The following is a 26,584-nucleotide window of genomic DNA, read 5'->3' as shown; positions in this document are numbered from 1 at the left end:
GTTTCCTTCGCCTGGAAAGAAGACGGGGCCGGGCGATCTGCCCGGCCCCGCCGATTTTTTTACCTGTCGCTTTCACCACCGAACTTGTAGGTCACGCCGAGGTAGTACTGGCGGCCCGGATACATCAGCTGCACCAGGCGCGACCGCGTGTCGCCACCCAGATAGGTGTGCGGCCTTGCCTTGTTGAAGTTGATGATCGAGGCGGTGACCATGAAGTGCTTGTTGAACTCGTAGTCGCCGTTCAGATCGATCTGGTGGTACGGCTGCGCGTAGATCGGCAGGCCGGCGGCCAGCCCCTGCATCGTGCGGCCGGTCCAGTTGTCGCTGGCACGCAGCAGCAGGCCGTTCTTTTCATAGAACAGCGACACGTTCGCCGCGTACTTCGCGCTGCCGATCAACTCCGCCTTGCCCACCTGGGTGTCGCCCAGGGACACGGCGGTTTCGTTGGTGTGGTTGAGCGTGTAGTTGGCGATGTAGCCGAAGCCCGAATCCCAGGTGTGCTGTGCGTAGATTTCGATACCCTTCGAGGTACCGGAACGGCCGTTCGCATTCGTGCTGTACTGACGGAAGTTCGTCTGCGTACCGCCCACGTTCACGTCGATGTTGTTGACGGTGACGGGAACGACGAAGTTCTTCACCTTCTTCTGGAAGAAGTCGATGCCGACGACGCCGTGCGTTGCGTAGTACCACTCGCCGGCGAGGTCGAACTGCGTGGCCGTGAACGGCTTCAGGTCGGCGTTGGCACCGGAACCGTACCAGCCCGGCAGGGGAGCGCCGAACTGCTTGCGGTCGTTGTAATACTCCTGCGTGTTGTTCGTGAGCTGACCCAACTGCGCGAGGTCCGTGTAGTTGGCACGGGCCATCGCCTGCGAGCCTGCGGCACGGAGGACGAAGTCGTCCGCGATCGTCCACGCCACGTTGAAGCTGGGCAGGAACTTGTTGTAGCGCTTGTTCGTCGTCGAGTTGTTGAAGTTCTCGATGACCGACACTTCGCGCGGCAGGTACTGGAAGTCACCCGGAGCGCATGGGCCACCGCCGGCGTTGATGCCCGAGGCCGGGCAGATCAGGATGTTGCCGCCCGCGTCGTGGTAGTACACCGCGTTGTTTGTGGTGACCTGGTTGGCGACGGTGAGGTCCTGCTTCGTGGTGACGAAGCGCACGCCGACGTTGCCGCGCACGGTGCCCGTGTCGAAGTTCGCCTGGACATAGGCGGCAGCGACCTTCTCGCCGATCGACGACTTGTTCTGCGGCTTGTTGTAGATCGTGCGGTCGTAGGTGTCGTTCAGGTGGTTGTAGTAGGCCGGGAAGTTGATCGCCGGGAAGATGCTGTCGCCGTAGGCATGGTTCACGCCTTCGAGGTAATCCGGCAGCAGGAAGCCGGCAGGCAGCTGGCCCGCGTTTGGATCGCAGGTCTGGAACTGCAGCGTGGTGCCCTTGCAGTACCAGCGCACCTCGTTGCTCTGCTGCTCCGCGTTGGCGTCGCTGTACTTCGCACCGAACTGCAGCGACTGCAGCCACGAGGAATCGAACGCCCAGGTGAAGTCCGTCTGCGCGAAGTTCTGCGAGTTACGGGTGTTCACCATGTTGGAGCCCGTCGAGCCCAGGTCGACCTGACCGGCGCCGGCGAGCATGTTCTGCAGTACGGACTGGTCGGCGGTGATCCCGGGCTTGCCGCTCAGGTTCCACGCCGCGCCGGTGCTGCCGTTCACCCACTGGCCGTTCACGAAGTTGCGTGGCTTGGCGGCCATGCCCAGTTCGATCGACGGACCACCCTTCGCCCACGTGCGGCCGACGTTGAACGAGCCGCTGAGGTTGCCGCCGTTGTCCCACTCGCCTTCGAGGTTGATGGTTTGCGACGTGGCCTTCTCGACCGAGTAGTTGCCGTTGAGCCACGGAATTTCCGTGTTGCACACGTCCACGGCCTGGCGGGTCGCGCCGGTGACCGGGTTCACGGTGGAATTACAGCCGACGCCGGCCGGCGGCAGCACGTAGTTCGCACCGGTGACGATGGTGCCGGACTTGTCGAAGGTCAGGCCGTTCGGGGCGAGCAGGCGGCCGTTCTGATCGGCGTAGTTGCTGTTGTTCGGCAGGCCCCACTCGGGGATTTCCAGCGTGTTCGTGATCTGGGTCTGCTGGCGCTCGAAGCGGAAGTAGTTACCCGTCAGCAGGAAGTGGTCGCTGGGCTTGAACTGCATCGTGGCCTGGGCGCCCTTGGTCTTCAGCGTCAGGTCGTTGCGGCTGGTGGAGAACTGCTGCGGCATCCAGAAGCCGTTGGAAACGTTGCCGGCCTGGTCGACGACACCGTTGCCCCAGAGGTCGATGTTGTTGTTCACGGCCGAGCCATACGGGTTGCCATGGACGTCGACGGGCGGCTGCGTGCAGGTGTCATGGTCGGTACAGTTGTCCGACCACCAGTGCCAGCTCGAGGCGTCCGCCGAATACGTCCTTGCCTGGCGCTTCTGGTAGGCACCGGCAACGAGCACGCCGAACGTCTCGTCCTTGTTCTTCCAGGACCACAGCGCAGCGCCCTGCGGCTCCGTCTTGGCGCTGGTATCCGAACCCGCGGCGGTGCCGGTCACGAAACCCTCGTTCGCGTCCATTTCGAGCGGACGACGGGTGCGCAGGTCCACGTTGCCGCCGATGCCGCCTTCGTCGAGGCGCGCTTCAAGGCTCTTGTAGAGCTTGATGTCGGCGAACATGTTGGCCGGGAACAGCGTGTAGTTGAACGAGCGCGTCAGGCCCGCCGAGGTATCGGCCGAGGCGACGTAGTTGCCGTTCAACTGCGTATAGGTCAGCTCCGGCGCGAGGCCGCGGATGCTGACGGTCTTGCCTTCGCCCGATTCGCGGCTGATGACCACGCCCGGAACGTGCGCCAGCGCGTCGGCGATGTTCTTGGCGGGGAACTGCGCGATGTTCTGCGCGTTGATCACTTCCACGATGGAATTGGCGTCGCGCTTGTCGAGCACGTTCTGGTCGATCGACTGGCGATAACTGGTGACGACGACGGTGTCCAGCTTGGTGGCGCTCTTGGCGGCGTTACCCTGCCTATCCTTGTCTGCGGCCTGCTGTTCTTTGTCGGCAGCCTGCCGGTCCTTGTCCGTCTGTGTGGTTGCGGGTGTCGCTGCCGTCGAGGCGGCGGCAGGCGCAGCGTCCTGCGCGAAGGCCGTCGCGGGAACGATCGCGAAGCCGGCGAGCGACAGGGTGGCGGTGGCGATGGCGGCGTAAAGCGGTTTGCGCGTGAGCATATGCGGCAAATAAGACATTGTTGTGTTTCCCTCAGTGATGCGCGCCCTTGAATAAGGTGGCGCGGTACTCCCCCGTTCACTGCTGCAGATGTGCGATCTATGACTGCACGCGCCCTCCTACACCTTGGATCGATCCAAAATCTGGCCGCCAGCAAGCCCCCCGGCTCATTGGCGAGGAAGCTTCAACTCAGGGAATGCAGTACGGCGGCAGGCGTGCCGGTCGTTGAAAAAACGCAGGTCGTTTCAGGTTTCATGCGCTGGCTCCCCGACTTGCGATCCAGGTTTGGGAGGTCGCCGACGGTCCCCTTGCGGCCGTCTTGCCCGTCCTTAACTTGGATCGATCTAAATCCCCAGGCGCAAGTTAAGTCGGTGTTCCGTCGGCTGTCACGCTGCACCGCAAAAACGGCAGGCCGTTCAGCCTCCGGGCGCCACCCCTATTTCGCCGCTGAAGCGCTTCGCTCCAGAGCCTCGACGCGCATGCCGTCGTCCATGCGATCGTCGGGAAATGCCGCGACGCGGTCGCCTTCCGCAAGGCCCTTCGCCACCTCGACCTCGACGCCGCCACGCATGCCGGTCTGGACGTGCACCCGGCGAAGCCGGTTCCCGTCGAGCCGATAGGCTGCCCAATCCGCTCCATCGAGAAACAAGGCATTTGCCTCGACTTTCAGTACGTTTTCCTTGCGCGCCACGTCGAATGCGACTTCGACGCGATAACCATCGCCAAGCTGCGACCAGCGTTCGCGTGGCGCCATGATGTCGAGCCAGACCTGCGTGCGTTGCTCCTCCACACCGAGCGCCGAGATCTTTGTGTAACCGCCGGGTTCGATCCTGGCCACGCGCGCAGGCAGTGGCATGTCGCCACCCCAGCGCAATACCTGCGCGGGCGTTCCCGGCCGCAGCAGGGCGGCCTGCTGGGAGAGCACTTGCGCCATCACCTGGAGTTCCTTGAGGTTACCGACCTCTATCAGCGTCTGGCCTGGCTGGACCGGCGTGGCGCTCTGGAGGTAGCGATGGAGAACGACGCCGTCGATGGGTGAGACGAGTGTCACCAAGGGGCCGCCGGAAGCGCCTTGTCCTTGCAGGAGCGCTGCCAGGGCGGCCCGCTGAGCGTCCGCTGCGTTGTAATCGGCTTCGGCCGCGGAGGCCGACGCCCTTGCACGGAGCACTCGCCCTTCGGCCTCGTCCAGAGCGGCGACGCTCACGACGCCCGCATTGCCGAGCTTTCGCATGCGTTGCACGTCTTTCGATGCGAGATCGGCGTCCACCTGCGCGGCGGCCTGGCGTTGCCGGGCAGCCCGCATGGCTGCCTGCGCGGCTCGTTCTTCCGCGAGCAGGCGCGCGCGGTTGGCGGGGTCGAGCAGTTGGGCACGCAGCGGCTCGATCTGCGCGATTGATTGGCCTTCCTTCACCGGGTCGCCCTGCAGGAGATCGATGCGGCGAAGGGTGCCGGCGATGGGCGAGGACACGGCCCATCGATGCGCGAGCTCGGTCCGGCCTTCTTCTTCGAACTGCTGCAGCAGCGGTCCGCGGGTGACGCGCACCACATCCACCGGGCGGGGCGTGGGCCGTAGGGCCCACCACGCGCCGGCGACGACGACCCCGGCGGCAATCAGAATGGCAATGCGGCGGCGAATGGTCATGACGGTATCCGGAATCACTCCCGCGTCTTGAGCACGGCGACAAGGTCCAGGCGGCTGATGCGCCGGTACACCAGCAGAGCCGACAACCCGCTGGCGGCCAGCACGGTGATCGCGGCGAACGCGTAGGTTGCCGTGGAAAGCACCGCCGGCACGCGGAACAGTTCCGACTGGAATCCGCGAGCCATCAGCCAGCAGAGCGCCCAGCCGGCCACCAGGCCGCAGGGCAGTGACAGGAACACCAGCAATCCGAGCTGGCCGAGCAGCAAGCCGCCGACCTCCGCGCGGGTCATGCCGAGAACGCGCAGGCTGGCCAGTTCGCGCCCTCGCTCGGACAGGCTGATGCGTGCGGCGTTGTAGACGACGCCAAAGTTGATGACCGCGCCGAGAAGCGCAGCGACGAGCGAGAAGATCAGCATGCTTTCGCCCATGGTGGCGTAAAAGCTGCGCACGGATGCCAGGCGCGAAGCGATTCCCATCACGCGGGGGCGGCGGCTCAGCCGGAGGTAGACATCCGGCTCGGCGCCCGGTGCCACGCCCAGAAGTACTCCGGAAATCACATCGCCATCCCCCAGCTGCCGGTTGAGGGAGTCCAGGTCCATGTAGCCACGTGCGCCGATGTACTCGTGCACGAAACCGGACACCCGCATTTCCCGCCGGTGCCTGTGACCGTCCAGCGCCTGGATGTCCAGAAGGTCTCCGGCTTTCAGGTCCAGCATCGTTCCGAGGTAGTCGGTCAGTAGCAGATCGTTGCTCTGGGGTTCCACACGCCGGAGCTTCGCGTCCACGGGGCGCCTCAGTCGTGCATTCGGTGGCAGGCCTTCCAGGGTCGTGCGATACGAACGCAGCCCATGAACCAGGCGCACCGGCGCCGAACGCACCGGTTCGGCTTCCCGTACGCCGGGCAGTGCGGCGAGCTCGAACACGGCGCCACGCGGGGCAAGATCCACGAAGTTCACTTCGATATCGTGTGTCTGCGCGATGCTGAGCTGCACGTTCACCATGCGATCGATGGCATCGCCCTGGAAGCGGCCGACCGTCATCACGGCACACGCCATGGCCAGGCCAGCGAGGGTGATCGATGCCCTGCCGGGCCGGCGCTCCAGGTCGCGAATGGCGATGCGGGCAGAGGGCGACAACCACCGCTGGAATCCCAGTCGCTCCAGTATCGTTGCGCCGAAGCGGGAAGGGGCCGCGGCTCGCATGGCCTCGGCTGGCGGCAGCGCGGCAGCGGCACGCAGTGCCAGGAGCGCGCCACCGCACGCGGCGGCGAAACTCACCGCCAGTCCGAGTGCCGTCGCGCCCAGGCTGAGCCGATAGGTGAGGAACGGAAAGCGATAGATCCCCTGGTAGACATGGGCCAGCCAGCTTCCCAGGGCGGTTCCCAGCGCGATGCCGAGTAACGCTCCGCCGGCGGCGATCCAGGTTGCGATGCCCAGGTAATGAACGGCCAGGGTCCGGTTGCCGTAACCAAAGGCCTTCAGCACGCCGACCTGTTCGCGCTGCGTGCTCAGCAGTCGCATCAGCACCACGTGGACGAGAAAGGCAGCTACTCCGAGGAAGATGACAGGGAACAGCGTGGCCATGGTGCGCAGCTGGCGCAATTCTTCTTCCAGGTAACGGGCTGACGTTTGCTCGTGCCGGCCGTAGGCGCCCACGCCACCGTAACGCGCCAGCAGCCCGTCGACCTCCGAAGCCACGGCCTCGGCGATGGCTCCCGTGCGGAGACGGAACACCACATTGTTGAACGCACCATCCATATCCAGCGCCTTCTCCATCGCATGTCGGTTCATCCACAACACGGCGAAGCGCTGGAAGTCGGGAAATGCGGCCCCCGGCGGGCTCTGGTACACGTATTCGGGCGACGTTCCGATGCCGACGATGCGCATCGTCGTGGCGTGCCCTTGAAGGATCAGCCGCAGGCTGTCGCCAAGCTGCAAGCGGTGGGCCTGGGCGAAGGCCTCGCCCAGCAAGATCTCTGCGTCCGCATCAGGATCGGGAAGGCGCCCGCTCACGAGATGCACGCGATTGAGCAACGGTTGGCCCCCGTCCAGGGGGAGCGAAACGATGTCGCCGCGCGCCGGTTCCTCGAATCCCGCCACGTTCAATGTGGCGTTGGCAAGCAACCGTGTTTCGGCAGCCTGCACACCCGGCACGGATGCCAGGCGCGGCAGCAGCGTGTCGGGTGCCCGCTTCAGCGGTGCCCACAGGTCGGCGAGTGCTTCTTCCTGATAGAACAGTGCGCGTGTGTTCGATAGCGACTCCAGCGTGGAGCGAGACATCACCAGCGTGGCCACGCCGCCCGCGATGACACAGGCGATGGCCAGCGCCTGCGTGCGCACGTGCCACAGGTCGCGGAGGCCTTTGCGCGTGAGCATGCTCACCAGTTGAGCTCCCTTGCGGGTGTTCGCCGTGGCGGCCTCACCTCGCGCACGATGCGCCCGTCGGCGAGGTACAGGACCCGATGGGCCATGGCCCCGATGCCGGCATTGTGGGTAATCACGACGGTCGTGGTACCGAGCTCCGCATTCACTTGTTCCAGTGTTTCAAGCACACGAATGCCGGTGCTCGAATCGAGGGCGCCGGTGGGTTCGTCGCAGAGAAGGACGGCCGGGCGTTTCGCGATCGCACGGGCGATCGCCACGCGTTGTTGTTCGCCGCCGGACATCTGCGCGGGAAAATGATCGAGACGGTCACCCAGTCCGACGCGATCCAGCGCCTCTTCCGGCCGCATGGGGCGCTCGGCCAGATCGGTCACGATGGCCACGTTTTCGCGCGCGGTCAGGCTGGGTATCAGGTTGTAGAACTGGAAGACGAAGCCCACATGCTCGCGGCGGAACTGGGTGAGCGCCCGGTCGTCGGCTCCGGTAAGGCAATGGTCGACGTACCAGACCTCGCCCCCCGTCGGCGCATCGAGTCCACCAAGGATATTGAGAAGCGTGGATTTGCCGCTGCCCGATGGTCCCAGCAGCACGACGAACTCGCCGGGAAACAGGTCCAGGTCGACCCCGCGCAGCGCGTGTACTTCCACCTCGCCCATCCGGTACACCTTGGTGAGGCCCCGCGCGCGGAAGACCGGGGCAGGTTGTGACGGCAACGGGGACGGTGACATGCGGGCACGCTCGCTACTTGCCTGCGGATGACGACAGACGCTAGTGCGCACGGCACGGGGGGCTGGTGATCCAGCGCAAGCAAATGGATCGTGAAGACGGGTTCGGGCTCCGGACGGGCCTCTCGACGGGCCTGTTGACTCTAGACCTACATCAAGGGTCTAGACTTGCCCCATGACCACACAAACCGCCCTCACCATCGGCCGCGTCGCGCAGAGCGCCGGCGTCGCCATCGATACGATCCGGTTCTACGAGCGGGAAGGGCTGCTTCCCGAGCCGAGGCGCCGCCCCTCCGGTTACCGCGAATACGACTCCGGCACCGTCGCGCGGCTGCGCTTCATCCGCCGTGCGAAGGATCTGGGGTTCACGCTCGAGGAGGTTCGCGAGCTCCTTGCCTTGTCTGCCGACCGGCACGGCGGCGTGGAAGGCGTGCGCGAGCGCGCCGCTGCCAGGTTGCACGCCATCGAGGCGCGAATTGCCGAACTGCAGCGCGTTCGGGACGGCCTGGCGGAACTCGTCGAGGCCTGTCCCGGGCACGGCGCCCCGGAAGACTGTCCGATCCTCAAGGCACTGGCGGAGCCGGGCGCATGAGCCACAGCTGCTGTTCGCACGGCGCCGCCGCGACGCCGCAGAAAAACGTGGCGCCGGCCCCGGCGGGAACGATTTATACCTGCCCCATGCATCCGGAGGTGCGCCAGGAAGGCCCCGGCGCCTGCCCGAAGTGCGGCATGGCGCTCGAACCGGCCCAGCCTACGCTCGACGTCGATGACGGCGAGGCCCGCGCGCTCGCGAGGCGCCTTGCGATTCTCGCCGTCCTGACGATCCCAGTCGTGGCGGTGGCGATGGGGCCGCACCTGTTCGGCTGGATGTGGCCTGAGCCATGGGCCACGGTCGCCCGGTGGAGCGAGGCGGTGCTGGCCACCGTGGTGGTGCTGTGGGGCGGTGCACCGTTCTTCGTCCGGGGCTGGCGTTCGCTGGTTCCCTGGTCGCCGAACATGTACACGCTGATCGCGCTGGGCACGGGTGTGGCGTGGCTTTACAGCGCGGTGGCCTTCCTGGCGCCGTCGCTTTTCCCGCCCGCCATGCGCGGCATGCATGGGCATGTGGACGTCTATTTCGAATCGGCCGCGGTGATCGTCACGCTGGTGACCCTCGGCGATTTCCTCGAAGGGCGCGCCCGCCGGCGCACCGGCGAGGCGCTTCGCGGGCTGTTGGGACTGGTGCCCAAGACGGCGCGGCGGCTGGGAGGCGACGGCACGGAAGAGGATGTGCCGCTGGACAGCCTCCGGGTGGGCGATCGCCTGCGGGTGCGGCCCGGCGAGAAGGTGCCGGCCGATGGAAGCGTGCTCGAGGGAGAGAGCCATGTGGACGAATCGATGCTTACGGGCGAAGCCGTGCCTGTCGCGAAGCGGCCGGGCGAAAGGCTCACCGGCGGCACGCAGAACCAGCATGGTGCCTTGCTCATGCGCGTGGAGCACGTGGGCAACGACACGGTGCTCTCGCGCATCGTGACAATGGTGGCCGAGGCGCAACGCTCGCGCGCACCGTTGCAGCGCGTGGCGGACAAGGTTGCCGCGTGGTTCGTGCCCGCCGTGGTAGCGGTAGCGCTGCTGGCCTTCGCCGTGTGGTGGTTCGTGGGGCCGGCGCCTGCGCTGGCGCATGCGCTCGTCGCGGCGGTGAGCGTGCTCATCGTTGCCTGTCCCTGCGCGCTGGGCCTCGCCACGCCGATGTCCATCATGGTGGCGAGCGGCCGCGGCGCCCGCGGCGGCGTGCTCTTTCGGGACGCGGCGGCGATCGAGCGGCTGCGCGATGTGGACACCCTGGTGTTCGACAAGACAGGCACCCTCACCGAAGGGAAGCCCGCGCTTGTGGACATCCAGCCCTTCGGCATGGAGCGCGCGGAAGCGCTTGCGCTGGCAGCGGCCGTGGAGCGTCCCAGCGAGCATCCGCTTGCCGCGGCAATCGTGGCGGCGGCGGAGGGCGAGGGCATTCGCACCGACGACGTGTCGGGATTCCAGTCCACCGTGGGTCGCGGCGTGACCGGGCGGGTCGGCGGGCACGACGTGGCGCTGGGAAACATCGGCCTCATGAATGAACGGCACGTCGACGCGCGCGCCGCCGAGGCAGCGGCCGACGCGGCACGTGCCGGCGGTGCGACCGCGATGTATCTCGCCGTGGATGGCCGTCTCGCGGCGCTGCTGTCCCTCGCCGACGCCGTGAAGCCCTCCTCGCAGCCTGCGCTGGATGCGCTGCACGCGGCCGGCGTGCGCCTGGTTATGGCCACGGGCGATAACGAGGCGACGGCGAAGGCGGTGGCATCGTCCTTGCCCATCGATGAGGTGCACGCAGGCATCTCGCCGGAAGACAAAGCGCATCTCGTCGCCGAATTGAAGCGCGGGGGCGCCACGGTGGCGATGGCGGGCGACGGCGTGAACGATGCTCCGGCACTGGCTGCCGCCGACGTGGGCATCGGCATGGGCAACGGCAGCGACATCGCCATCCAGAGCGCGTCGGTCACGCTCCTGAAGGGCGACCTTGCCGGTATCGCGCGGGCGCGGGCGCTGTCGCGGGAAACGGTGAAGAATATCCGCCAGAACCTGTTCTTCGCCTTCGTGTACAACGCGGTGGGCGTACCGGTGGCGGCCGGTGTGCTTTATCCGTTCTTCGGCATCACCCTGTCGCCCATGATCGCGGCGCTGGCGATGAGCCTCAGTTCGGTGTCGGTGGTAGGAAACGCCTTGAGGTTGCGCCGGGGTACCTGACCCCGGCGCGCTTCCCGCTGCCGAACGTGCGGACGTTCGTCAGCGCTTCGCGTCGAAGGAGGGCGGGGCGTCCGCTTCCTTCGTGGCCCACGCCTTGTTCGGCTTGTCCGAGAGGTCGAGTTCCAGCGTGCCGCCCTTCAATGCGAACGACTCCGGCAACCAGGCGCGCGAGGATGCCTTGCCGTTCACCTTCAATGCGGTGACATACGGTTTGCCGGCGCCGGCGTTCGGCGCATCGATGATCACGTCGCCTTCCGGCCTGTGCACCACGGCGTGCGTGAAGAGGGGGCTGCCCACCACCAGTTCGGCGCGGCCGGGAATGGCCGGATAGACGCCGAGCGCGGCGAAGACATACCACGACGACATCTCGCCGAGATCGTCGTTGCCCGGAATGCCGTTCGGGGCGTTCAGCCAGATGGTATCGAGCACGCGGCGGACCAGCTCCTGCGTTTTCCACGGCTGCCCGGCGTAGTTGTAGAGCCAGGGCGTGCCGATGGACGGCTCGTTGTCGAGTTCGGCGTGCAGGGGGCCGGACTTCGTGACCGCGAAGCTGCCGTCGGGCTGATAGAAGAACGCGTCGAGCCGCTTGCGCGCCTTCTCCCGCCCGCCCATGGCGTCGAACAGGCCACCGACGTTGAAGGGCACCATCCACACGTACTGGGCAGCGCTGCCCTCCACGAAACCGTCCTCCGTCGACGGTGTGAAGGCGTGCGGTGCTTCCTTCTCGTCGTCCTTTATCAGGGCCCAGCTGCCGTCGGCATTGCGGTTGCGGATGTAACCGCCTTCCGGCGTGGCCTTGGGGTCGAACAGGTTGCGCCAGTACTGCGCGCGCTCGAGGAAGCGGGCAGCGGTGTCCTTGTCGCCCAGACGCCCGGCAAGCGCACTGATGCCGAATTCGGCAGCCACGGTTTCGAGCGTGTCGGCGGCCGGGCCCCAGGCCGGCGCACCGACCGGGATGTAGTGCAGCTTCAGCCACGCGTCGAGGCCCGGGCGCTGCCCCACGCATTCCACTTCGCAGCCGTCGTGCGAGGTATCCAGCGCCGTGGGATGGTCGGCCGCGTGCACCAGGGAGGCGAGGGCCCCCTTTGCGTCGAAATCGCGCGCACCGAAGGCGTAGATGCCTGCGACGGATGGCGCGGCGGGGTCGCCGTTCATGACGTGCGTGCCGCCGTTGTTGTGCGTCCAGCGATCCCACACGCCGCCGTTCTGTTGCGCCTGGTTATAGAGGCTCTGTGCGATGTCGCCGGCGGTCTTGGGTTCCAGCCATGCGACGAGCGGCAACTGCGAGCGATAGACGTCCCAGCCGGAGAAGTTCGCGTACTGGGCTTTCTGGTTTCCCGCGACGCGATGGGTCTTGCCGTCGAAGCCACGGTATTCGCCGTTCACGTCGCTGAAGACGTTGGGGTGCATCAGCGCGTGGTACAGCGCCGTATAGAACACGGTGCGCTGGTCCGGCGTGCCGCCCTGCACGTCGATATGCGAGAGGCGTTCGTTCCACGCGGCCACGGCCTTGTCGCGCACGGACTCGAAGCGGGTGCCCTTCGGAATCTCGGCGTCCAGGTTGGCTTGCGCGTTCGCGGAGCTCACATAGGAAATGCCGATTCGCACGTTCACATCGCGCGTGCCCTTGGCGAAGCCGACCCAGGCGCCCGACCCCTTGCCTGCCTCGGGGAAGCCCTTCGGTCCGTACCCCGTGCCGCCCTGGGCGTGCGTGCCGCCTTTTTCGACCGTTCCGTCATGCCAGGCACCGGTGGCGGCGAACGGCTGGTCGAACTCCGCCACGAAATAGAGCGTGTAATAGCTGCGGCGATCGGCTTCGTTGATGTAACCGCAGAAGTTGCCGCTGGTGACTTCACCCGAGACCCTGGCATGCGCCGTGTCGACGGCGACCTTCGCCTCTTCCGAACCCACTTCCGAATCCGATACGCGCACAAGCACGTTCGCCGGCTTGCCGGCGGGGAAGGCGAATCGGGCCGCGCCGCTATGCAGGGCGGCGGTGAGGTCCACTTCCACGCCGTTGTCCAGCGCCACGCGGTAGTGCCCGGCCTTCGCGGTTTCGTTCGCGTGCGAGAACTTCGATGCGTACGCGTGGCGGAAGTCGCTGGAGGGCGACGTGGTCACGTCCTGCGTGATCGGCATGAGGGGCACGTCGCCCGACGCGCCGGCGCAGCCCCAGCCTTCGACGTTGGTGAGGCTGAAACCCCGGATGGCATCGGCGCGATATTCGTAGCCGCCCGGCGCCGCGATGGGCGCCTTCTTGCCCGGCAACGGCGAGGCCTCGGGACTGAATTGCAGCATGCCGAAAGGCACGACGGCACCCGGAAAGACGTTGCCGCCATTGGTGGTGCCGATGAGCGGATTCACCAGCTCGGCGGGGCCGGAGGCCGCCGCCGCGAGGGCAGGGAGCAGGGCGGCAACAACGGCGAGGGGACGAATGGTGCGCAAGGTAACCTCCGGCAGCTATCGATTTATCTCGATTGAAATCCCGTTATATCAGGGATCGCGTGCCGCGGGGCCAGGCAACGGTGGCGGGCGGCGCGACCGTGGCCCGATCGAGCTACCAGAGAATGCCGTCGACCGGCTGTACGGGTTGCAGGCCATGCGCTTCGCCGAGCCCGTCGCGCAGGTCGATCTCGATGCCGCGCGTGAGGGCGGTCAGCGGCACATCGTCTTCCTTGTTTTCGAACGGGTTCTGCATGTCGTTGCCGATCTGCAGCAGGGCGAGGAAGAGAAAGCCCGCCACGGTGGAACCGAGCGGCGTATAGAGGCCGAGGGTTTCGACCAGGCCCAGGGGCAGCAGGAGACAGAAGCCGTGCGTGAAGATGGCCGGATAGACGGCGTATTGCTGGGGCAGCGGTGTGTTCTTGATGCGCTCCATGCCGCCCTGCGCGTTCGAGATGTCGGCCAGCGTGCGCGCGAAAGTGGCGAGCAGGATGGGATCCGTTCCCGTGTCGGCGATGGTCGCAGCCGTGCGCGAATGAATGGCATTGGGCACGTTGAGCACGCCGTGCAGGCGTTCGACTTCGTCGGCGGGAAGACGGCCTTCCAGTTCGTCCCACGGCGTCTGCCGGCGCAGGTGCATGCGCAGCGCATGCACGTAGGCGATCTGGCGATGGACCACACGTGCCGCGACCTGCCGATCCGCCAGCAGCGTAAGCGCGTCGCGTGCGAGGGTGCGCGATGCGTTCACCATCGCGCCCCACAGCGTGCGAGCCTCCCACCAGCGCGCATAGGCGGTGGTGTTGCGGAAACTCAGATAGACGGCGACCGCGGAGCCCAGCAGCGTAATGGGGAGGCTGGGAAACTCGATCCACACCGGCTGCACGAGGTACCAGAACGCGGTGACGGCGATGTCCCACGCCAGCAGCCACACCAACGGTTTGCCGACGTAGTGCAGGATGTGCCCGAGATGGGCGCGTCCAGGCAGGATCACACGCCGTTCTCGCGACGGATCGCTTCCGCCAGGGGAATGAAGCGGTCGGTGGCACCGTCGAGCACGGAGACAGTGCCGTCGCCGATGTCGTATACCCAGCCTTGCAGGCTGATGGCGTCATTGGCCCGTGCCGCTGCGACGGCCGGATGGGTGCGCAGGTGCGCGAGTTGCAGGCGAACGTTTTCTTCGATCAGGGCGTTCATGGCGGCCGCGCCTTCGAGCTTGCGCGCGAACACGGCGCTCTTGGCGGCCTGGGCGTTGCGCAGCCATGCCTCGACGGTGGGCAGGTCGCGCGTGGAATCGGGGTTCAGCAGGCCCTTCATGGCACCGCAGTCGGTGTGGCCGCAGATCACGACGTGGCGGACACGCAGCACCATGACGGCGAACTCCACCACCGCCGACACGCCGCCCAGCATCTCGCCGTAGCCCGGCACGATGTTGCCGATATTGCGGCAGACGAAAAGCTCGCCCGGCTGGGTCTGGGTGATCATCTCCGGTACCACGCGGGAATCGGCGCAGGTGATGAACAGGGTGTGGGGGCTCTGGCCTTCGGCCAGTTCGCTGAAGAGCTGCTCGCGCTCGGGGAAGACCTTGTGGCTGAAGTCCTCGACGCCTTTGAGCAGGCCAAGGAGGCTGTCGTCGCGGGGGGTATCCTGGGTCATGCGTTCACCTCGGCAGATCGGGCCGCGCGAGGGCGCGGCAACCGGCGAAGTTTATGCCAAAGCGGCGCGCAGGGGATTCGCGGGAGTATGGCGCCCAGCCTGTGGGAGCCGCTTCAGCGGCGATACGTCTTCGCGAGAGTGCCCGCTGCCGCGGGATCGCCGGCAGAGCCGGCTCCCACATGGGGCCTCGACCGCGTGAAGAATCAAAAAAAGGCCGCCCTGCGTTGGCAGGACGGCCCAGTCTGGCCCTTGCGGAGGCTTCAAGCCTCCACGTCTTCCTTATAGGCGTCGATCGGGATGCAGGCGCACATCACGTTCTTGTCGCCGTACACGTTGTCCACGCGCGACACCGGCGGCCAGTACTTGGACAGCTTCAGCGACGGCAGCGGGAAGGCCGCAAGTTCTCGCGGATAGGCGTGCGTCCACTCGCTGCCCGTGACCATGGTGGCCGTGTGCGGGGCGTTGCGCAGCGGGTTGTCCTCGCGGTCGAGGCGGCCGTCTTCCACCGCGCGGATTTCCTCGCGGATCTGGATCATGGCGTCGATGAAGCGGTCGAGCTCGTGCAGCGACTCGCTCTCGGTCGGCTCGACCATGAGCGTGCCGGCGACGGGGAACGACAGCGTCGGCGCATGGAAGCCGAAGTCGATCAGGCGCTTGGCCACATCTTCGGCACCCACGCCCGTGGCGTCCTTGAGCGGACGCAGGTCGAGGATGCACTCGTGCGCCACGAGGCCGTTGCGGCCGGTGTAAAGCGTCTTGAAGTGCGGCGCGAGGCGCCTGGCGATGTAGTTGGCGTTGAGCAGGGCCACCTGGGTCGCCTTGCGCAGTCCTTCCGTGCCCATCAGCGTGATGTACATCCACGAGATCGGCAGGATCGACGCGGAGCCGAAGGTGGCCGCGCTGACCATGCCCACGTCGCCCTCGCCGCCGAAAGCGCGCGGCAGGAACGGAGCGAGGTGCGACTTCACCGCGCAGGGCCCCACGCCCGGGCCGCCGCCGCCGTGCGGAATGCAGAAGGTCTTGTGCAGGTTGAGGTGGGAGACGTCCGAGCCCCACTTGCCGGGCTTCGCCACGCCAACCAGCGCGTTCATGTTCGCGCCGTCGGTGTACACCTGGCCGCCATGCTTGTGCACGGCTTCGCAGATGGCGACCACGTCTTCCTCGAACACGCCGTGCGTGGAGGGGTAGGTGATCATGATGGCGGCGAGGCGGTCGGCGTACTTCTCCGCCTTCTCGCGGATGTCGTCCACGTCCACGTTGCCGTTGGCGTCGCAGCGCGTGACGACCACCGTCATGCCGCACATCTGCGCGGACGCCGGATTGGTGCCGTGCGCGGATTCCGGAATTAGGCAGATGTCGCGATGGCCTTCGCCGCGCGAGCGGTGGTAGGCGCGGATGGCCAGCAGACCGGCGTACTCGCCCTGCGCGCCCGAGTTGGGCTGCAGGCTGACGGCGTCGTAGCCGGTGCATTCCACCAGCATGGCTTCCAGCTCGTCGATGAGCTGCTTGTAGCCCTGCGCCTGGTCGGCGGGCGCCAGCGGATGGATGTTGGCGAACTCCGGCCATGTCACCGGGATCATTTCCGCGGTGGCATTGAGCTTCATGGTGCATGAGCCGAGCGGGATCATGGTGCGGTCGAGCGCCAGGTCCTTGTCGGCGAGGCCGCGCAGGTAACGCAGCAGTTCGTGCTCGCTGTGGTGCGTGTTGAACACCGGATGCTGGAGGAAGTCCATGTCGCGCAGCAGCTGGCGCGGCAGGGCATCGTGCACTTCGCCGTCCAGCGCGTCGATGTCGGCAATGGCGGCACCGAAGAGGCCGGCGAGGGCGACCACGTCCGCGCGCGTGGTGGTTTCGTCGAGGCTGATGCCCACGCTCGAGGCGTCGATCGCACGCAGGTTGACGCCAGCGGTGGCAGCCTTCGTGTGGATGGCCTTCGCGTCGATGCCGGTCACGTGCAAGGTGTCGAAGAAGTCATCGCCCACGGCAACGCCGGCGCGACGCAGCGCGACGGCCAGGATGGTGGCGAGACGATGGGTGCGGCGCGCGATGCGAACCAGGCCCTCGGGGCCGTGGTAGACGGCGTACATGCTCGCCATGACGGCCAGCAGCACCTGCGCGGTGCAGATGTTCGAGGTGGCCTTCTCGCGGCGGATGTGCTGCTCGCGGGTCTGCAGGGTGAGGCGGTAGGCAGGCTTGCCTTCGGTGTCCACGGACACGCCGATCAGGCGGCCCGGCATCGAGCGCTTGTACGCATCGCGGCAGGCGAGGTAGGCAGCATGCGGGCCGCCGAAACCGTAGGGCACGCCGAAGCGCTGCGTATTGCCCACCACGATGTCGGCACCCCAGGTGCCCGGCGCGGCGATGAGCGTCAGGGCGAGCAGGTCGGTGGCGACGCAGACGATACCGCCGCGTGCATGCGTGGCATCGGCGAGAGCCTTGTAATCGTTGATGCGGCCGTAGGTGTTCGGGTACTGGAGCAGCACGCCGAAGCTTTCGACGTTCGCCGCGTCGCCATCGTCGCCCACGTGCAGTTCGATGCCGATGCCGTCGGCGCGCGTGCGCAGCACTTCCAGCGTCTGCGGATGCACGTCCTTCGACACGAAGAACACGTTCGACTTCGACTTGGCGGAACGCTTGGCCAGCGCCATGGCCTCGGCGGCCGCGGTGCCCTCGTCGAGCAGCGAGGCGTTGGAGATGTCCATGCCGGTGAGGTCGGCGACCATCGTCTGGAAGTTGATCAGGGCTTCCATGCGGCCCTGGGAGATCTCCGCCTGATACGGCGTATAGGCCGTGTACCAGGCCGGGTTTTCCAGCACGTTACGCAGGATGACGTTCGGCGTGAGGGTGCCGTAGTAGCCCTGGCCGATGAAGCTGCGGAACACGGTGTTGCGATCGGCGATGGCGCGGATCTTCGCCAGCGCTTCCTCTTCCGTGACCGCGCGGGGCAGGGCCAGCGGGGCGGGGGACTTGATCGAGCCGGGAACGATGGCGTCGGTGAGGGCGTCGAGCGACGTGTGGCCCACCACGCGCAGCATCTCGGCGATCTCGGTGTCGTTCGGGCCGATGTGGCGCTCGATGAAGGCGCCGTGGTTTTCGAGGTCGCGCAGCGAAGTTTTCTGGCTCATGGCTTTGGGGGCATCCGGAGTAACGCGCCGTGCCGGCACGTGGGGCGCCCCTCTGTCCTTTTGCCTGAGAGTTTGGAGGCGTGGAGCCTCTTGCACCTTCGGCGCCGGATCGAACCGGTCTCTCCAGAGTGATGACCGCGCGGTGGTATGGGTGCCTGAGCGATTACGGGCGTTGCGCCTTCGGCAGCGGCTCCTTCCGCTTCTCCCACCGAGCTTTACGTTGCCGATTATACAGAGCGGCGGGCGCGGATGTCGGCCATGCCGGGGTGCCGCCAGGCGCCGCCCCCTTACCGGGGTCGGCGGCCGATGGGAAAACGCGTCGGGGAGGCCTGACGGTCGGGAAGGGCCATGCCCGGCCGCGGCGTGGGCTCGGCAGCATCGTCAGGCATCATGAGCCAAACGCCCGCAAACACCGTCGCAACGTCGCCCCCCGGCAGGGGTTTTTGCGTGAGAACACTCTCATTTGGGGGCCGACGTCCCAGGACTAGGTTAGGGGCACCCCAAGGAGGTACCCCCCATGAAAGCCCCCACGCTCGTCCTCAATGCCCTGACAATAGCCCTGGGCTTCGGCCTGGCTCATGCCGTATCCGCCGAAGCGTTGCCGCCGTTGCTCAGCCCGACGGCAATTTCGCCCGACCCCCTGGCGGACGTCCTCGTCGTCTTCGGGAAAGGCGACTCTCCGGCCGTGTCGCCGGACGATACAGGCACCACCATCGTGCCCGCCGCCACCCTCGGGAGCGACGCGATCGCCGCGCTCGCAGCGGCCCGCTCGGGCAGGGTGCTTGTTTCCCTCTCGTCGAGGGACCTGCCGCTTTCCAGTGGCGATGCCGTGTCCCTGAGCAGGCTCTACGAGGGAGGGATACCCGTCCTGCTGCACATGGACGACGACAGCGACGAGGAACTGGCCCGCGTTTCGAAGCTTTTCGGTATCGCGCCCGCAACGACGGGCGATGTCGTCGTCGTACGGGGCGCCGACGGTACTCCGCAGATTTACGCAGCGGAAGGCGACGCGACCTCACTGGGCGATCTGCTTGTCGCGGCGGCGGCCAAGGCGCCGACCCCGTCCGCGACCGCCAGGCGCCGCATCGACCCCGTGGGCGGCGGCGCCGCGATGCCGCTGGCACCGACCCGGCGCTTCAGCGTGAACTTCGTCGACGACATGGGCGAGGTATCGGGAGCCAACATCATTGAAGTGGTGCGCAGCCGGACGAACAGTTCCGATGCCAAGGTCGTCAACATCGTTTCGCGTGTGACCGTCAGGACGTCGGAGAATGGCGTGGTCGACGGCGGACGGACGGGAAAGAATCTCTGGGGAACGTATCTTCCCATCGAGTATCGGCTCAGTCAGAAGCTGACCGCCGACGGCGTCCAGCCTCGCTACCTTTCTCATTTCCCCGAAACGGACGAGCGCACCGACTACACGAGGAACGAGACGAAAACGCGCGGATTCAGCATCGGCGGATCGACGGGTACGGAGTTGAGCGCCTCCGGCAAACCGGACGATGTGCTCGCTGCCAAGCTGCCGTTCAACGTGGCCCTGGGTTATGAGTACTCGCAGCAGTCGAGCTTGAGTTCCACCTTCAAGGACTACGCGATCCTGGCCGTGCCCAAGGCGCCGGATTCGGTGGAATGGAAGGCGTTGCTCAACGAGTCCCTCAAGGGCGTGCTCGTGAAGCGGGGCACGGCGAGCACGCCGGAGCTCAGCGAGGAAAAGATGACGCCGACGATGCGCGCCATCACCTTGAACACATTGTCGGAATGGGTTCTGCCCGGCGCCTATGAGGGGCTGGCGACCGTGACCGTGTCGGCTGGCTACGAACTCGAGCGCACCGAATGGTGGTGGCAGCGCACGCAGGTCGAGCGCGCACGAACCTGGGCCACACGCGACGTACCGGCATCGTTCGTCGTGGATATGTCCGATCCGCACCTTACTTCGGAAATCACCGTGCTCATTCGCTCGGCGGTGGGTACCGGTGCCTGCCTGCAGGACGACGGCGATGTCGTGCTGGCCGCATGCAACGTCATGGACCGCAAGCAGATGTGGGGCCTGGACGCGTCGAACCGCTACGTGAATCGCGGCACCGGGCGCTGCCTCACCGCCGACACGACCTCGCGCGGCGTGGTGACGCGGCCCTGCGGCCTGACGTTCGAGCAGCAATGGGAGTGGCGCGCAGACCGCCTGCATTCGTTCATCGACCACGCGAAATACAGGCTTTACGTGGAAGGCGGACGAGTGCACTACTACGCCGCGGAAGGGCGATTCCAGGACTATCCGGTGAATCCCTATGGCTCGCCACTCGAACCATGGACCAATTACCCGAGCGCGCCGCGTCCCGGCATCGATCAGCAACCCGCGCCGGCAGGGAACAGGCCGATCGCGATCCCCGATACCTGGGGAACGACGTTCCGGCCGGTGGACGCCGAGCAGCGCTGGCACCTGGAGGTCATTCGGCAGGGGCTTTAGGCGACGCCATGGAGCCTCGTCGCGGGACGGCCTCGCGATGAGGCTCGCATGCGAGCAGCCAAAGGAACTTGCCCTGGCGATCACGGTCTGCAAGTGAATGGTCGCTTGGGGAGAACATGGTGCCATCAGGGACGGCAGCCGCATTTGCCCACCTCCCATGGCGGCGTATCGTCAGGAATGGCGTGCTCATCGGCGTGGTGTCCTGGCTGCACTTGGTACTGTTTGTTGTCCTGATGTCCATGAACCCGCGCCTTTCCCGTAGCGATGCACATCGGGAGGGCAGCGACGACATCGTTCTACATGTGCGCTTGATCCAGCGTCGGTCCGTTGCGCGCTCCTTGAGTCACGCGCGCCCGGCCGGGCCTCGTGCCGGAGCCCTCGCCACGCTTCGACCCGCGGTGTACGCCAAGAAGCGCCCCTCAGAGTCCCAGACTCAGCCCATGCCGCCATCGGGACCGGAGCCTGTGCCCGGCGTACCGGCACCGGCCGTTACGTCCCGGGCGGAGGAAGCGGATGCGTTCGGCGATCCGTCGATTCGCAATGCATTGGTCGGCAGCCCTTCGGCGGTGAGGCCTCGGTTGCCCGGTGGAACGGATACCAAGCTGTCGGGCACGTTGCGCGTGGTGAGTCCGAAGAGCCTCAGGGACCGAGTGAAATCGATCGGCGACTACATGAGCTGCAGCATGATCGAAATGGCCCGTAATCGCCCAGGGCAGTTGAATGTGGTGCAGATAGCCGATGCGTACACTGCCCACGGGTGCAAGAAGTAACGATGCTGCAGGCAGCGTGCTCGCGTCTTTCGCGCACGGAGGGGGCGTACAATCGCCGGACGCCCCTCGGAGTGCGGACATGACGAAAGGACGAGGTTACTGGTTCGGTCGCAAGCGCTTCGGTTGGGGCATCAGTCCAACGAGTTGGCAGGGCTGGGCGAGCATCGCTGTCTATTGCGCCCTCATGATCTCCACGACGAAGATGGACTTCCTTACCGCGCATCGTGTGTGGGACGTGGCGACGAAGGTGCTCCTCACCGTCGTTCTGCTCGCCATCATGCTCGCGAAGTTCGACTCGTCGAAACGAACCTGACGCGGTTCGATGGGTGCTCAGTCCGTCAGATCGCCACCGTCGAGTTCGAGCCCGCCGAGTGGGAGCGATTCGCGCGGTTGAAAGAAAAGGTAGCGTCCCTGTGGATAAAGCAGCTTTTGAGAGCTCCTTTGACGAGGTGGTGTCCGGACCGTTGCTCGGCCGGGGATTCGTTCGACGCGGGAAGTCTCACTTCGCCGAGATCCAGGGCGTGCAGATCGGGTGGGTTCGCGGAGGCGGGCGGTTCGCCTCGCCAGGGAGCGTCGCTCACTGCGTGTGCTTCCGGCACGCCTTTCTCCGCGACAAGGAGAGCCGGGTTCCTGTCCAACCTCCTGGTTTCCCCGAGCATTACCCGTGGGTATTCGATCTGGAATTGCTGCCTGCAAGCACGCACAAGCATTGGCGGTTTGACCCAGCCAGGCTCATGAACCTTCGCTACGGCCAATACACATTTGAAGATCTCGACGCGGCGACCGTTCGCGACGACCTGAACATCCGGCTTGCCGCCTTTCTTCGGTACGCCGATTGGGCAGTCACCCTCTCCGATTCGGACGCCGTGGCGCAGCTTCGCCCATTCGCGAAGGACTACTGGATCGCAAGACACTGGCTGGAAGACTACGCCGCTCGCGCTGGTGGTACGGCTTAAGTGCTTATGCGGTATGGCGATCGGATGTAGCGGAGATCCAACCCAGCACGAACGATTCCAGCGACACGCGCGCCGGCACGACCAGCCCCGCCGCACGCACGAACCCCTGTGCTGCTTGCAGGAACGCCTGCTTCGACCGTGCGGAGTCCATCCGGGCCGTCGCTTGCCGTTGCCGGAGTTGCACGATATGGGCCGAAGGCTGGCCCGGTCGCGAGAACTTCGCGTAACGGCGAAGCTCGTCCGAGGCAGTCGCGGTATCGCGTGCCGCATCGTCCATGGCCGCACGGGACATCCTCGCCTTCTCCAGGAGTGCGATGGCTTCCGGAGAGAGGTCGGCAGCTGAGGGAAGCGGATGACTGGTCATGGGTTTCAAAGCCCGAAAACAACGAAGCCCCGCATCGCTGCGGGGCTTCGTCTATAATTGGTGCCCAAGAGAGGACTCGAACCTCCACGGTTTTACCCGCTAGTACCTGAAACTAGTGCGTCTACCAATTCCGCCACCTGGGCAGGTGTCTCGAAGCAGCGTCGCCGCCCCGTGAGCCGCGTAGATTAGGTAGGTCGAGGAAACTTGTCAACGATTTCGTATCCCGGATGTGAAACTATTTCGCGTCCCCATCCAAAGGTTCATAAGTGACGAAGAAAAAGAAAGGCTCGGGCGCGGATCGCGGCCCCCGCAAGGCGAACGCCACCCGGCCGGGCAAGGCCCTGGCCAAATACCGCGACCGTCTGCCGCCGCCGGCGGTGGTCGACCCGCACGCCGACCGCGAGGCCCAGCGCTACGACCAGCCCATTCCCAGCCGCGAGGCCATCCTCGCGCTGCTCGAGGAGCGCGGCGAGCTGCTGATGGCCGAGGACATCGCGCGGGCGCTGCGCCTGTTCACCGATTACGAGATCAATGCTCTGGGCAAGCGCCTCGGGGCGATGATCCGGGACGGCCAGCTGCTGCGGAACCGCCGCGGCGGCTACGCGCCCGCCCAGAAGCTCAGCCTCATCCCCGGTCGTGTCATTGCCAATGCCGAGGGTTACGGCTTCCTGCGGCCCGACGAGGGCGGGGAAGACCTCTACCTGTCCCCCTCGCAGATGCGCAGCGTGCTGCACGGCGACCGCGTGCTCGCCAGTGTGGTGGGCATCGATCGCCGCGGCCGCCGCCAGGGCGCCATTGTGGAAGTGCTGGAGCGGCGCTCGCCCCGTCTCGTGGGCCGGGTGGTGATCGAAAACGGCGTGACCCTGGTGGAGCCGGACGACCGGCGCCTGCATCAGAACATCATGATCCCGGCCGGTCGCGACGCGGGTGCCCGCTCGGGCGAGATCGTCGTGGCCGAGATCACCGATCCGCCCACGCCGCACCGTGGCCCCCTGGGCACCATTCGCGCCGTGCTCGGCGAGCGGCTGCAGCCCTCGCTGGTGGTGGAAATGGCCATCGCCAGTCACGACCTGCCGCACGAGTGGCCGCCGCAGGTACTGCGCCAGGCGGAGGAAGTGGAGCCGAAGGTCGGTGCGGACGAGCGCAAGGGCAGAGTGGATATCCGCAAGCTTCCGCTGGTGACCATCGACGGCGAGGATGCGCGCGACTTCGACGATGCCGTGTACGCCGAGGCGCTGAAGGGCGGCGGCTTCCGTCTTATCGTCGCCATTGCCGACGTCTCGCATTACGTGCCGGTGGGCACCGCGCTGGACGCCGAAGCCTACGAGCGCAGCACGTCCACGTATTTCCCCGGCTTCGTCGTGCCGATGCTGCCGGAAACCCTCTCCAACGGCATCTGCTCGCTGAATCCGAAGGTCGACCGCCTGTGCATGGTGTGCGACATGGAGATCGACGAAGACGGCGAAGTCCTCCACTCGAAGTTCTACGAAGCGGTGATGCATTCGCACGCGCGGCTCACCTATAACAAGGTGTGGCAGGCGGTGGGCGAGCGCGACGCCGACGTGCGCGACGAGATCGCCGACGTACTGCCGCAGGTCGAAACCCTGCATCGCCTCTACAAGGCCATGGCCAAGGCACGCAAGCGGCGCGGCGCCATCGACTTCGAAACCCCGGAAGTGAAGTTCCGTCTTGCACCCTCGGGCGACGTGGTGTCCATGGGCGCCACCGATCGCAACGACGCGCACAAGCTCATCGAAGAATGCATGATCGCCGCGAACGTGCAGGCGGCGCGGTACCTCTCGAAGCGGAAGATTCCGGCGCTCTACCGCGTGCACGCGCCGCCGCCGGCGGAGAAGTACGACGACCTGTTGCAGTTCCTGCGCGAGTTCAAGCTGAAGATGCCGCCGGCTGACGAGGTGACGCCCGCCGACTTCTCAGCGCTGCTGAAGAAGGTGCACGACCGGCCCGAGGCGGAACTGATCCAGTCGGTGTTGCTGCGCGCGCAAAGCATGGCCGTCTACCATCCGGAGAACCAGGGCCACTTCGGCCTGGCACTGGACGCCTACGCGCACTTCACCTCGCCGATTCGCCGCTACCCGGACCTGCTGGTCCATCGCGCGATCCGCTATGCGCTCACCAAGGGCAGGCCGGCCGGTTACACGTACAGCGAATCGGAAATGGCCTCCATGGCCGTGCATTGCTCGCAGCGCGAGCGCCGTGCCGAGGAGGCCGAGCGCGACGTCGACGAGCGCTTCAAGTGCGCGTGGATGGAAAAACACGTTGGGGAGGAATTCGCAGGCACCATCACGGGCGTCACGTCGTTCGGCCTGTTCGTGGAACTGGCGGCGTCGCGCGTGTCGGGCCTGGTCCACGTGTCCCAGCTTCCGAACGACTACTACAAGTTCGATCCGGTGCGGCACCTTCTGTCGGGCGAGCGCACCGGCGCGAGCTATCGCCTGGGCGACTATGTGAGCGTGCAGGTGCTGCGGGCGAGCCTGGAAGACCGCAAGATCGATTTCCGCCTCGTCGCGCGGTTGGCCGCGCTGCCGAAGCCGGCTGCGCCGGTGGTTCCGGCGCCTGTCGCGTCGCGCAAGAAGAGCGGCGGCATGGCGGCCGCGGGCAAGGCCATCGGCAAGGCCGCGAAGAAGGCGGTCGGGCGCATCTTCGGCACCAAGGCGAAGGCGCCGGTTGCCGCCGAGCCGGTGACGGAGCATCATGCGCGACCCGCACGGCGGGCGGCGGCGGAAACGGAGGCCATGCCGTTCGCGCGCAAGCGCGCTTCCCACACGGAAAGGGAGGCTTCCGTGGCGCCGAAGGCGGCGTCGAGGCGTCGTGCGTCCGGCGATGCCGGCGGGAAGAAGCCGGCCGCTGGTTCGAAGGCCCCGGCCACGTCCGCGAAGGGCGTGCCGGCAAAGCGCGCTGCCGCCAAGAAAACCGCGACGAAGAAGTCGCCGCGTAAACCCAGGAGCAACCCGAAGTCATGAGTGAAACCTGGATCGTCGGCATCAATCCGGTCGAAGGCGCCCTCGCCAACGATCCGGATCGGATCCGTGAAGTAGTGATCGAGCAGAATTCGAAGAACGCGCGCGTGAACGAGATCGCCGCGCAGGCGCGTCGGCTTGGCCTGCCGCTGAAGACTGTGGGCAAGGAACAACTGGAGAAGCTGGGCGGCGAGGCTCGCCATCAGGGCGTGATCGCGCGCTACGAAACCCCGCCGCTGCGGGGCGAGAACGATCTGCCGGCACTGCTCGACGCCGCCGGTGCGGACGCCCTGGTGCTCGTGCTCGACGGCGTTACCGATCCGCACAACCTGGGCGCCTGCCTGCGCAGTGCGGCCGCCGCGAAAGTCACCGCGGTGGTCGTACCGAAGGATCGCGCGGTGGGTATCACGCCCACGGTGCGCCGTGCCTCGGCCGGCGGTGCGGACCTGGTACCGGTCATCGCCGCCACCAACCTCGCCCGTGCGCTGCGTTTGCTGAAAGATGCCGGCGTATGGATCACCGGTCTGGATGGCGACACCGACCAGTCGATCTACGACATCGACCTGAAGGGCCCCATCGCCCTCGTGATGGGCAGCGAGGGCGACGGCATGCGCCGGCTCACGCGCGAAACCTGCGATTTCGTGGCGAAGATCCCCATGCCAGGCAGCATGGAGAGCCTGAATGTCTCGGTGGCCACGGGCATCGTGCTGTTCGAGGCACTGCGTCAGCGAGGGAGCAAGCGATGAACCTGTTCTGGCACGACTGGGCCGGCCTGATCGGCGTGACGCTGGTGCTCGTGGCGTTCTTCCTGCTCCAGGCGCACAAGCTCTCGGGGCAGGGCTACCCGTACCAGGTCATGAACCTGGTCGGCGCCTTCGGCATCCTGCTGTCGCTGATCTTCGGCACCTTCAACCTCTCCGCCTTTCTGCAGGAGATGGCGTGGTTCCTCATCAGCGTTTACGGGATCGTGCGGGGCGTGAAGTTGAAGAAGGCTGCAGTGGGTCCGCTTCAGTAGTTGCGGCCAAGATGTGGGAGCCGCTTCAGCGGCGATGGGTGCTCGCTGCGAGCTTGCCCG

Annotated in this window: 18 protein-coding genes, 1 tRNA gene and 1 riboswitch; of the genes, 9 read left to right on the top strand and 10 right to left on the bottom strand. The window is 66.3% G+C overall.

The genetic code is table 11. The features are described 5' to 3' along the window. Window positions 1-59: 59 nt before the first annotated feature. The 4 genes from HBF26_RS02645 to HBF26_RS02630 all read right to left on the bottom strand — a co-directional run bounded on the left by HBF26_RS02645 (window position 60) and on the right by HBF26_RS02630 (window position 7,994). Window positions 60-3,263 carry a TonB-dependent receptor gene (locus HBF26_RS02645; protein WP_167122773.1) on the bottom strand — a complete coding sequence of 1,068 codons (3,204 nt, stop codon included), beginning with the start codon at window positions 3,261-3,263 and terminating at the stop codon, window positions 60-62. A 416-nt stretch (window positions 3,264-3,679) separates the two neighbouring features. Continuing rightward, window positions 3,680-4,885: an efflux RND transporter periplasmic adaptor subunit gene (locus tag HBF26_RS02640; RefSeq protein ID WP_167122771.1), complete on the bottom strand. Its 1,206-nt coding sequence runs from the start codon at window positions 4,883-4,885 to the stop codon at window positions 3,680-3,682. A gap of 14 nt (window positions 4,886-4,899) precedes the next feature. After that, entirely contained in the window at window positions 4,900-7,260 is a 2,361-nt protein-coding gene (locus tag HBF26_RS02635) for an ABC transporter permease (protein WP_193569730.1), read from the bottom strand. A 2-nt stretch (window positions 7,261-7,262) separates the two neighbouring features. Then, complete coding sequence (locus tag HBF26_RS02630) at window positions 7,263-7,994, bottom strand: ABC transporter ATP-binding protein (RefSeq protein WP_167122767.1); 732 nt, start codon at window positions 7,992-7,994, stop codon at window positions 7,263-7,265. 172 nt (window positions 7,995-8,166) lie between these two features. Between HBF26_RS02630 and HBF26_RS02625 the strand changes: the two genes are divergently transcribed. Both HBF26_RS02625 and HBF26_RS02620 read left to right on the top strand, forming a co-directional pair. Next, window positions 8,167-8,583 carry a heavy metal-responsive transcriptional regulator gene (locus HBF26_RS02625; RefSeq protein ID WP_167122765.1) on the top strand — a complete coding sequence of 139 codons (417 nt, stop codon included), beginning with the start codon at window positions 8,167-8,169 and terminating at the stop codon, window positions 8,581-8,583. Continuing rightward, window positions 8,580-10,754 carry a copper-transporting P-type ATPase gene (locus HBF26_RS02620; protein ID WP_167122763.1) on the top strand — a complete coding sequence of 725 codons (2,175 nt, stop codon included), beginning with the start codon at window positions 8,580-8,582 and terminating at the stop codon, window positions 10,752-10,754. The genes HBF26_RS02625 and HBF26_RS02620 overlap by 4 nt, the downstream gene beginning before the upstream one ends. 39 nt (window positions 10,755-10,793) lie before the next feature. On the opposite strand, the gene HBF26_RS02615 is transcribed toward HBF26_RS02620, so the two are convergent. The 4 genes from HBF26_RS02615 to gcvP all read right to left on the bottom strand — a co-directional run bounded on the left by HBF26_RS02615 (window position 10,794) and on the right by gcvP (window position 17,974). Beyond that, on the bottom strand, window positions 10,794-13,199 hold the full coding sequence (locus tag HBF26_RS02615; RefSeq protein ID WP_240151161.1) for a GH92 family glycosyl hydrolase: 2,406 nt from the start codon (window positions 13,197-13,199) through the stop codon (window positions 10,794-10,796). Window positions 13,200-13,311: 112 nt separating this feature from the next. Then, entirely contained in the window at window positions 13,312-14,187 is an 876-nt protein-coding gene (locus HBF26_RS02610; protein ID WP_167122761.1) for a bestrophin family protein, read from the bottom strand. Beyond that, complete coding sequence (locus HBF26_RS02605; RefSeq protein ID WP_167122759.1) at window positions 14,184-14,849, bottom strand: carbonic anhydrase; 666 nt, start codon at window positions 14,847-14,849, stop codon at window positions 14,184-14,186. The genes HBF26_RS02610 and HBF26_RS02605 overlap by 4 nt, the downstream gene beginning before the upstream one ends. A gap of 260 nt (window positions 14,850-15,109) precedes the next feature. Next, complete coding sequence (gene gcvP, locus HBF26_RS02600; protein WP_167122757.1) at window positions 15,110-17,974, bottom strand: aminomethyl-transferring glycine dehydrogenase; 2,865 nt, start codon at window positions 17,972-17,974, stop codon at window positions 15,110-15,112. Window positions 17,975-18,016: 42 nt separating this feature from the next. Further along, window positions 18,017-18,111, bottom strand: a riboswitch (glycine riboswitch). Window positions 18,112-18,491: 380 nt separating this feature from the next. On the opposite strand from gcvP, the gene HBF26_RS02595 reads away from it, so the two are divergent. From HBF26_RS02595 to HBF26_RS02580, 4 genes are all read left to right on the top strand, one after another. Beyond that, entirely contained in the window at window positions 18,492-20,438 is a 1,947-nt protein-coding gene (locus tag HBF26_RS02595; RefSeq protein WP_167122755.1) for a ricin-type beta-trefoil lectin domain protein, read from the top strand. 182 nt (window positions 20,439-20,620) lie between these two features. Next, complete coding sequence (locus HBF26_RS02590) at window positions 20,621-21,208, top strand: hypothetical protein (RefSeq protein WP_167122753.1); 588 nt, start codon at window positions 20,621-20,623, stop codon at window positions 21,206-21,208. A 79-nt stretch (window positions 21,209-21,287) separates the two neighbouring features. Further along, a complete protein-coding gene (locus HBF26_RS02585) occupies window positions 21,288-21,521 on the top strand; it encodes a hypothetical protein (RefSeq protein ID WP_167122751.1) in 234 nt (77 codons plus the stop codon). 100 nt (window positions 21,522-21,621) lie between these two features. Continuing rightward, entirely contained in the window at window positions 21,622-22,164 is a 543-nt protein-coding gene (locus HBF26_RS02580) for a hypothetical protein (protein ID WP_167122749.1), read from the top strand. A 4-nt stretch (window positions 22,165-22,168) separates the two neighbouring features. Here the strand turns inward: HBF26_RS02580 and HBF26_RS02575 are convergent, their stop codons facing one another. Together HBF26_RS02575 and HBF26_RS02570 are read right to left on the bottom strand one after the other, a co-directional pair. Then, complete coding sequence (locus HBF26_RS02575; protein WP_167122747.1) at window positions 22,169-22,528, bottom strand: hypothetical protein; 360 nt, start codon at window positions 22,526-22,528, stop codon at window positions 22,169-22,171. A gap of 58 nt (window positions 22,529-22,586) precedes the next feature. Beyond that, window positions 22,587-22,671: transfer RNA gene (locus HBF26_RS02570), tRNA-Leu, on the bottom strand. A gap of 123 nt (window positions 22,672-22,794) precedes the next feature. Between HBF26_RS02570 and rnr the strand changes: the two genes are divergently transcribed. From rnr to HBF26_RS02555, 3 genes are read left to right on the top strand one after another with little or no spacing between them, the layout of a single operon-like run. Next, window positions 22,795-25,512, top strand: coding sequence for a ribonuclease R (rnr, locus tag HBF26_RS02565; RefSeq protein WP_338039616.1), 2,718 nt, complete (start codon window positions 22,795-22,797; stop codon window positions 25,510-25,512). Next, entirely contained in the window at window positions 25,509-26,255 is a 747-nt protein-coding gene (gene rlmB / locus HBF26_RS02560) for a 23S rRNA (guanosine(2251)-2'-O)-methyltransferase RlmB (RefSeq protein ID WP_167122745.1), read from the top strand. Before rnr ends, rlmB begins: the two co-directional genes overlap by 4 nt. Further along, window positions 26,252-26,524 carry a CBU_0592 family membrane protein gene (locus tag HBF26_RS02555; RefSeq protein WP_167122742.1) on the top strand — a complete coding sequence of 91 codons (273 nt, stop codon included), beginning with the start codon at window positions 26,252-26,254 and terminating at the stop codon, window positions 26,522-26,524. The genes rlmB and HBF26_RS02555 overlap by 4 nt, the downstream gene beginning before the upstream one ends. Window positions 26,525-26,584: the final 60 nt, after the last annotated feature.

It is taken from the genome of Luteibacter jiangsuensis (genome assembly GCF_011742555.1).
Lineage (GTDB): Bacteria > Pseudomonadota > Gammaproteobacteria > Xanthomonadales > Rhodanobacteraceae > Luteibacter > Luteibacter jiangsuensis.
Note: the sequence above shows the minus strand (reverse complement) of the source record. Positions and strands in the feature narration are given on the sequence as shown.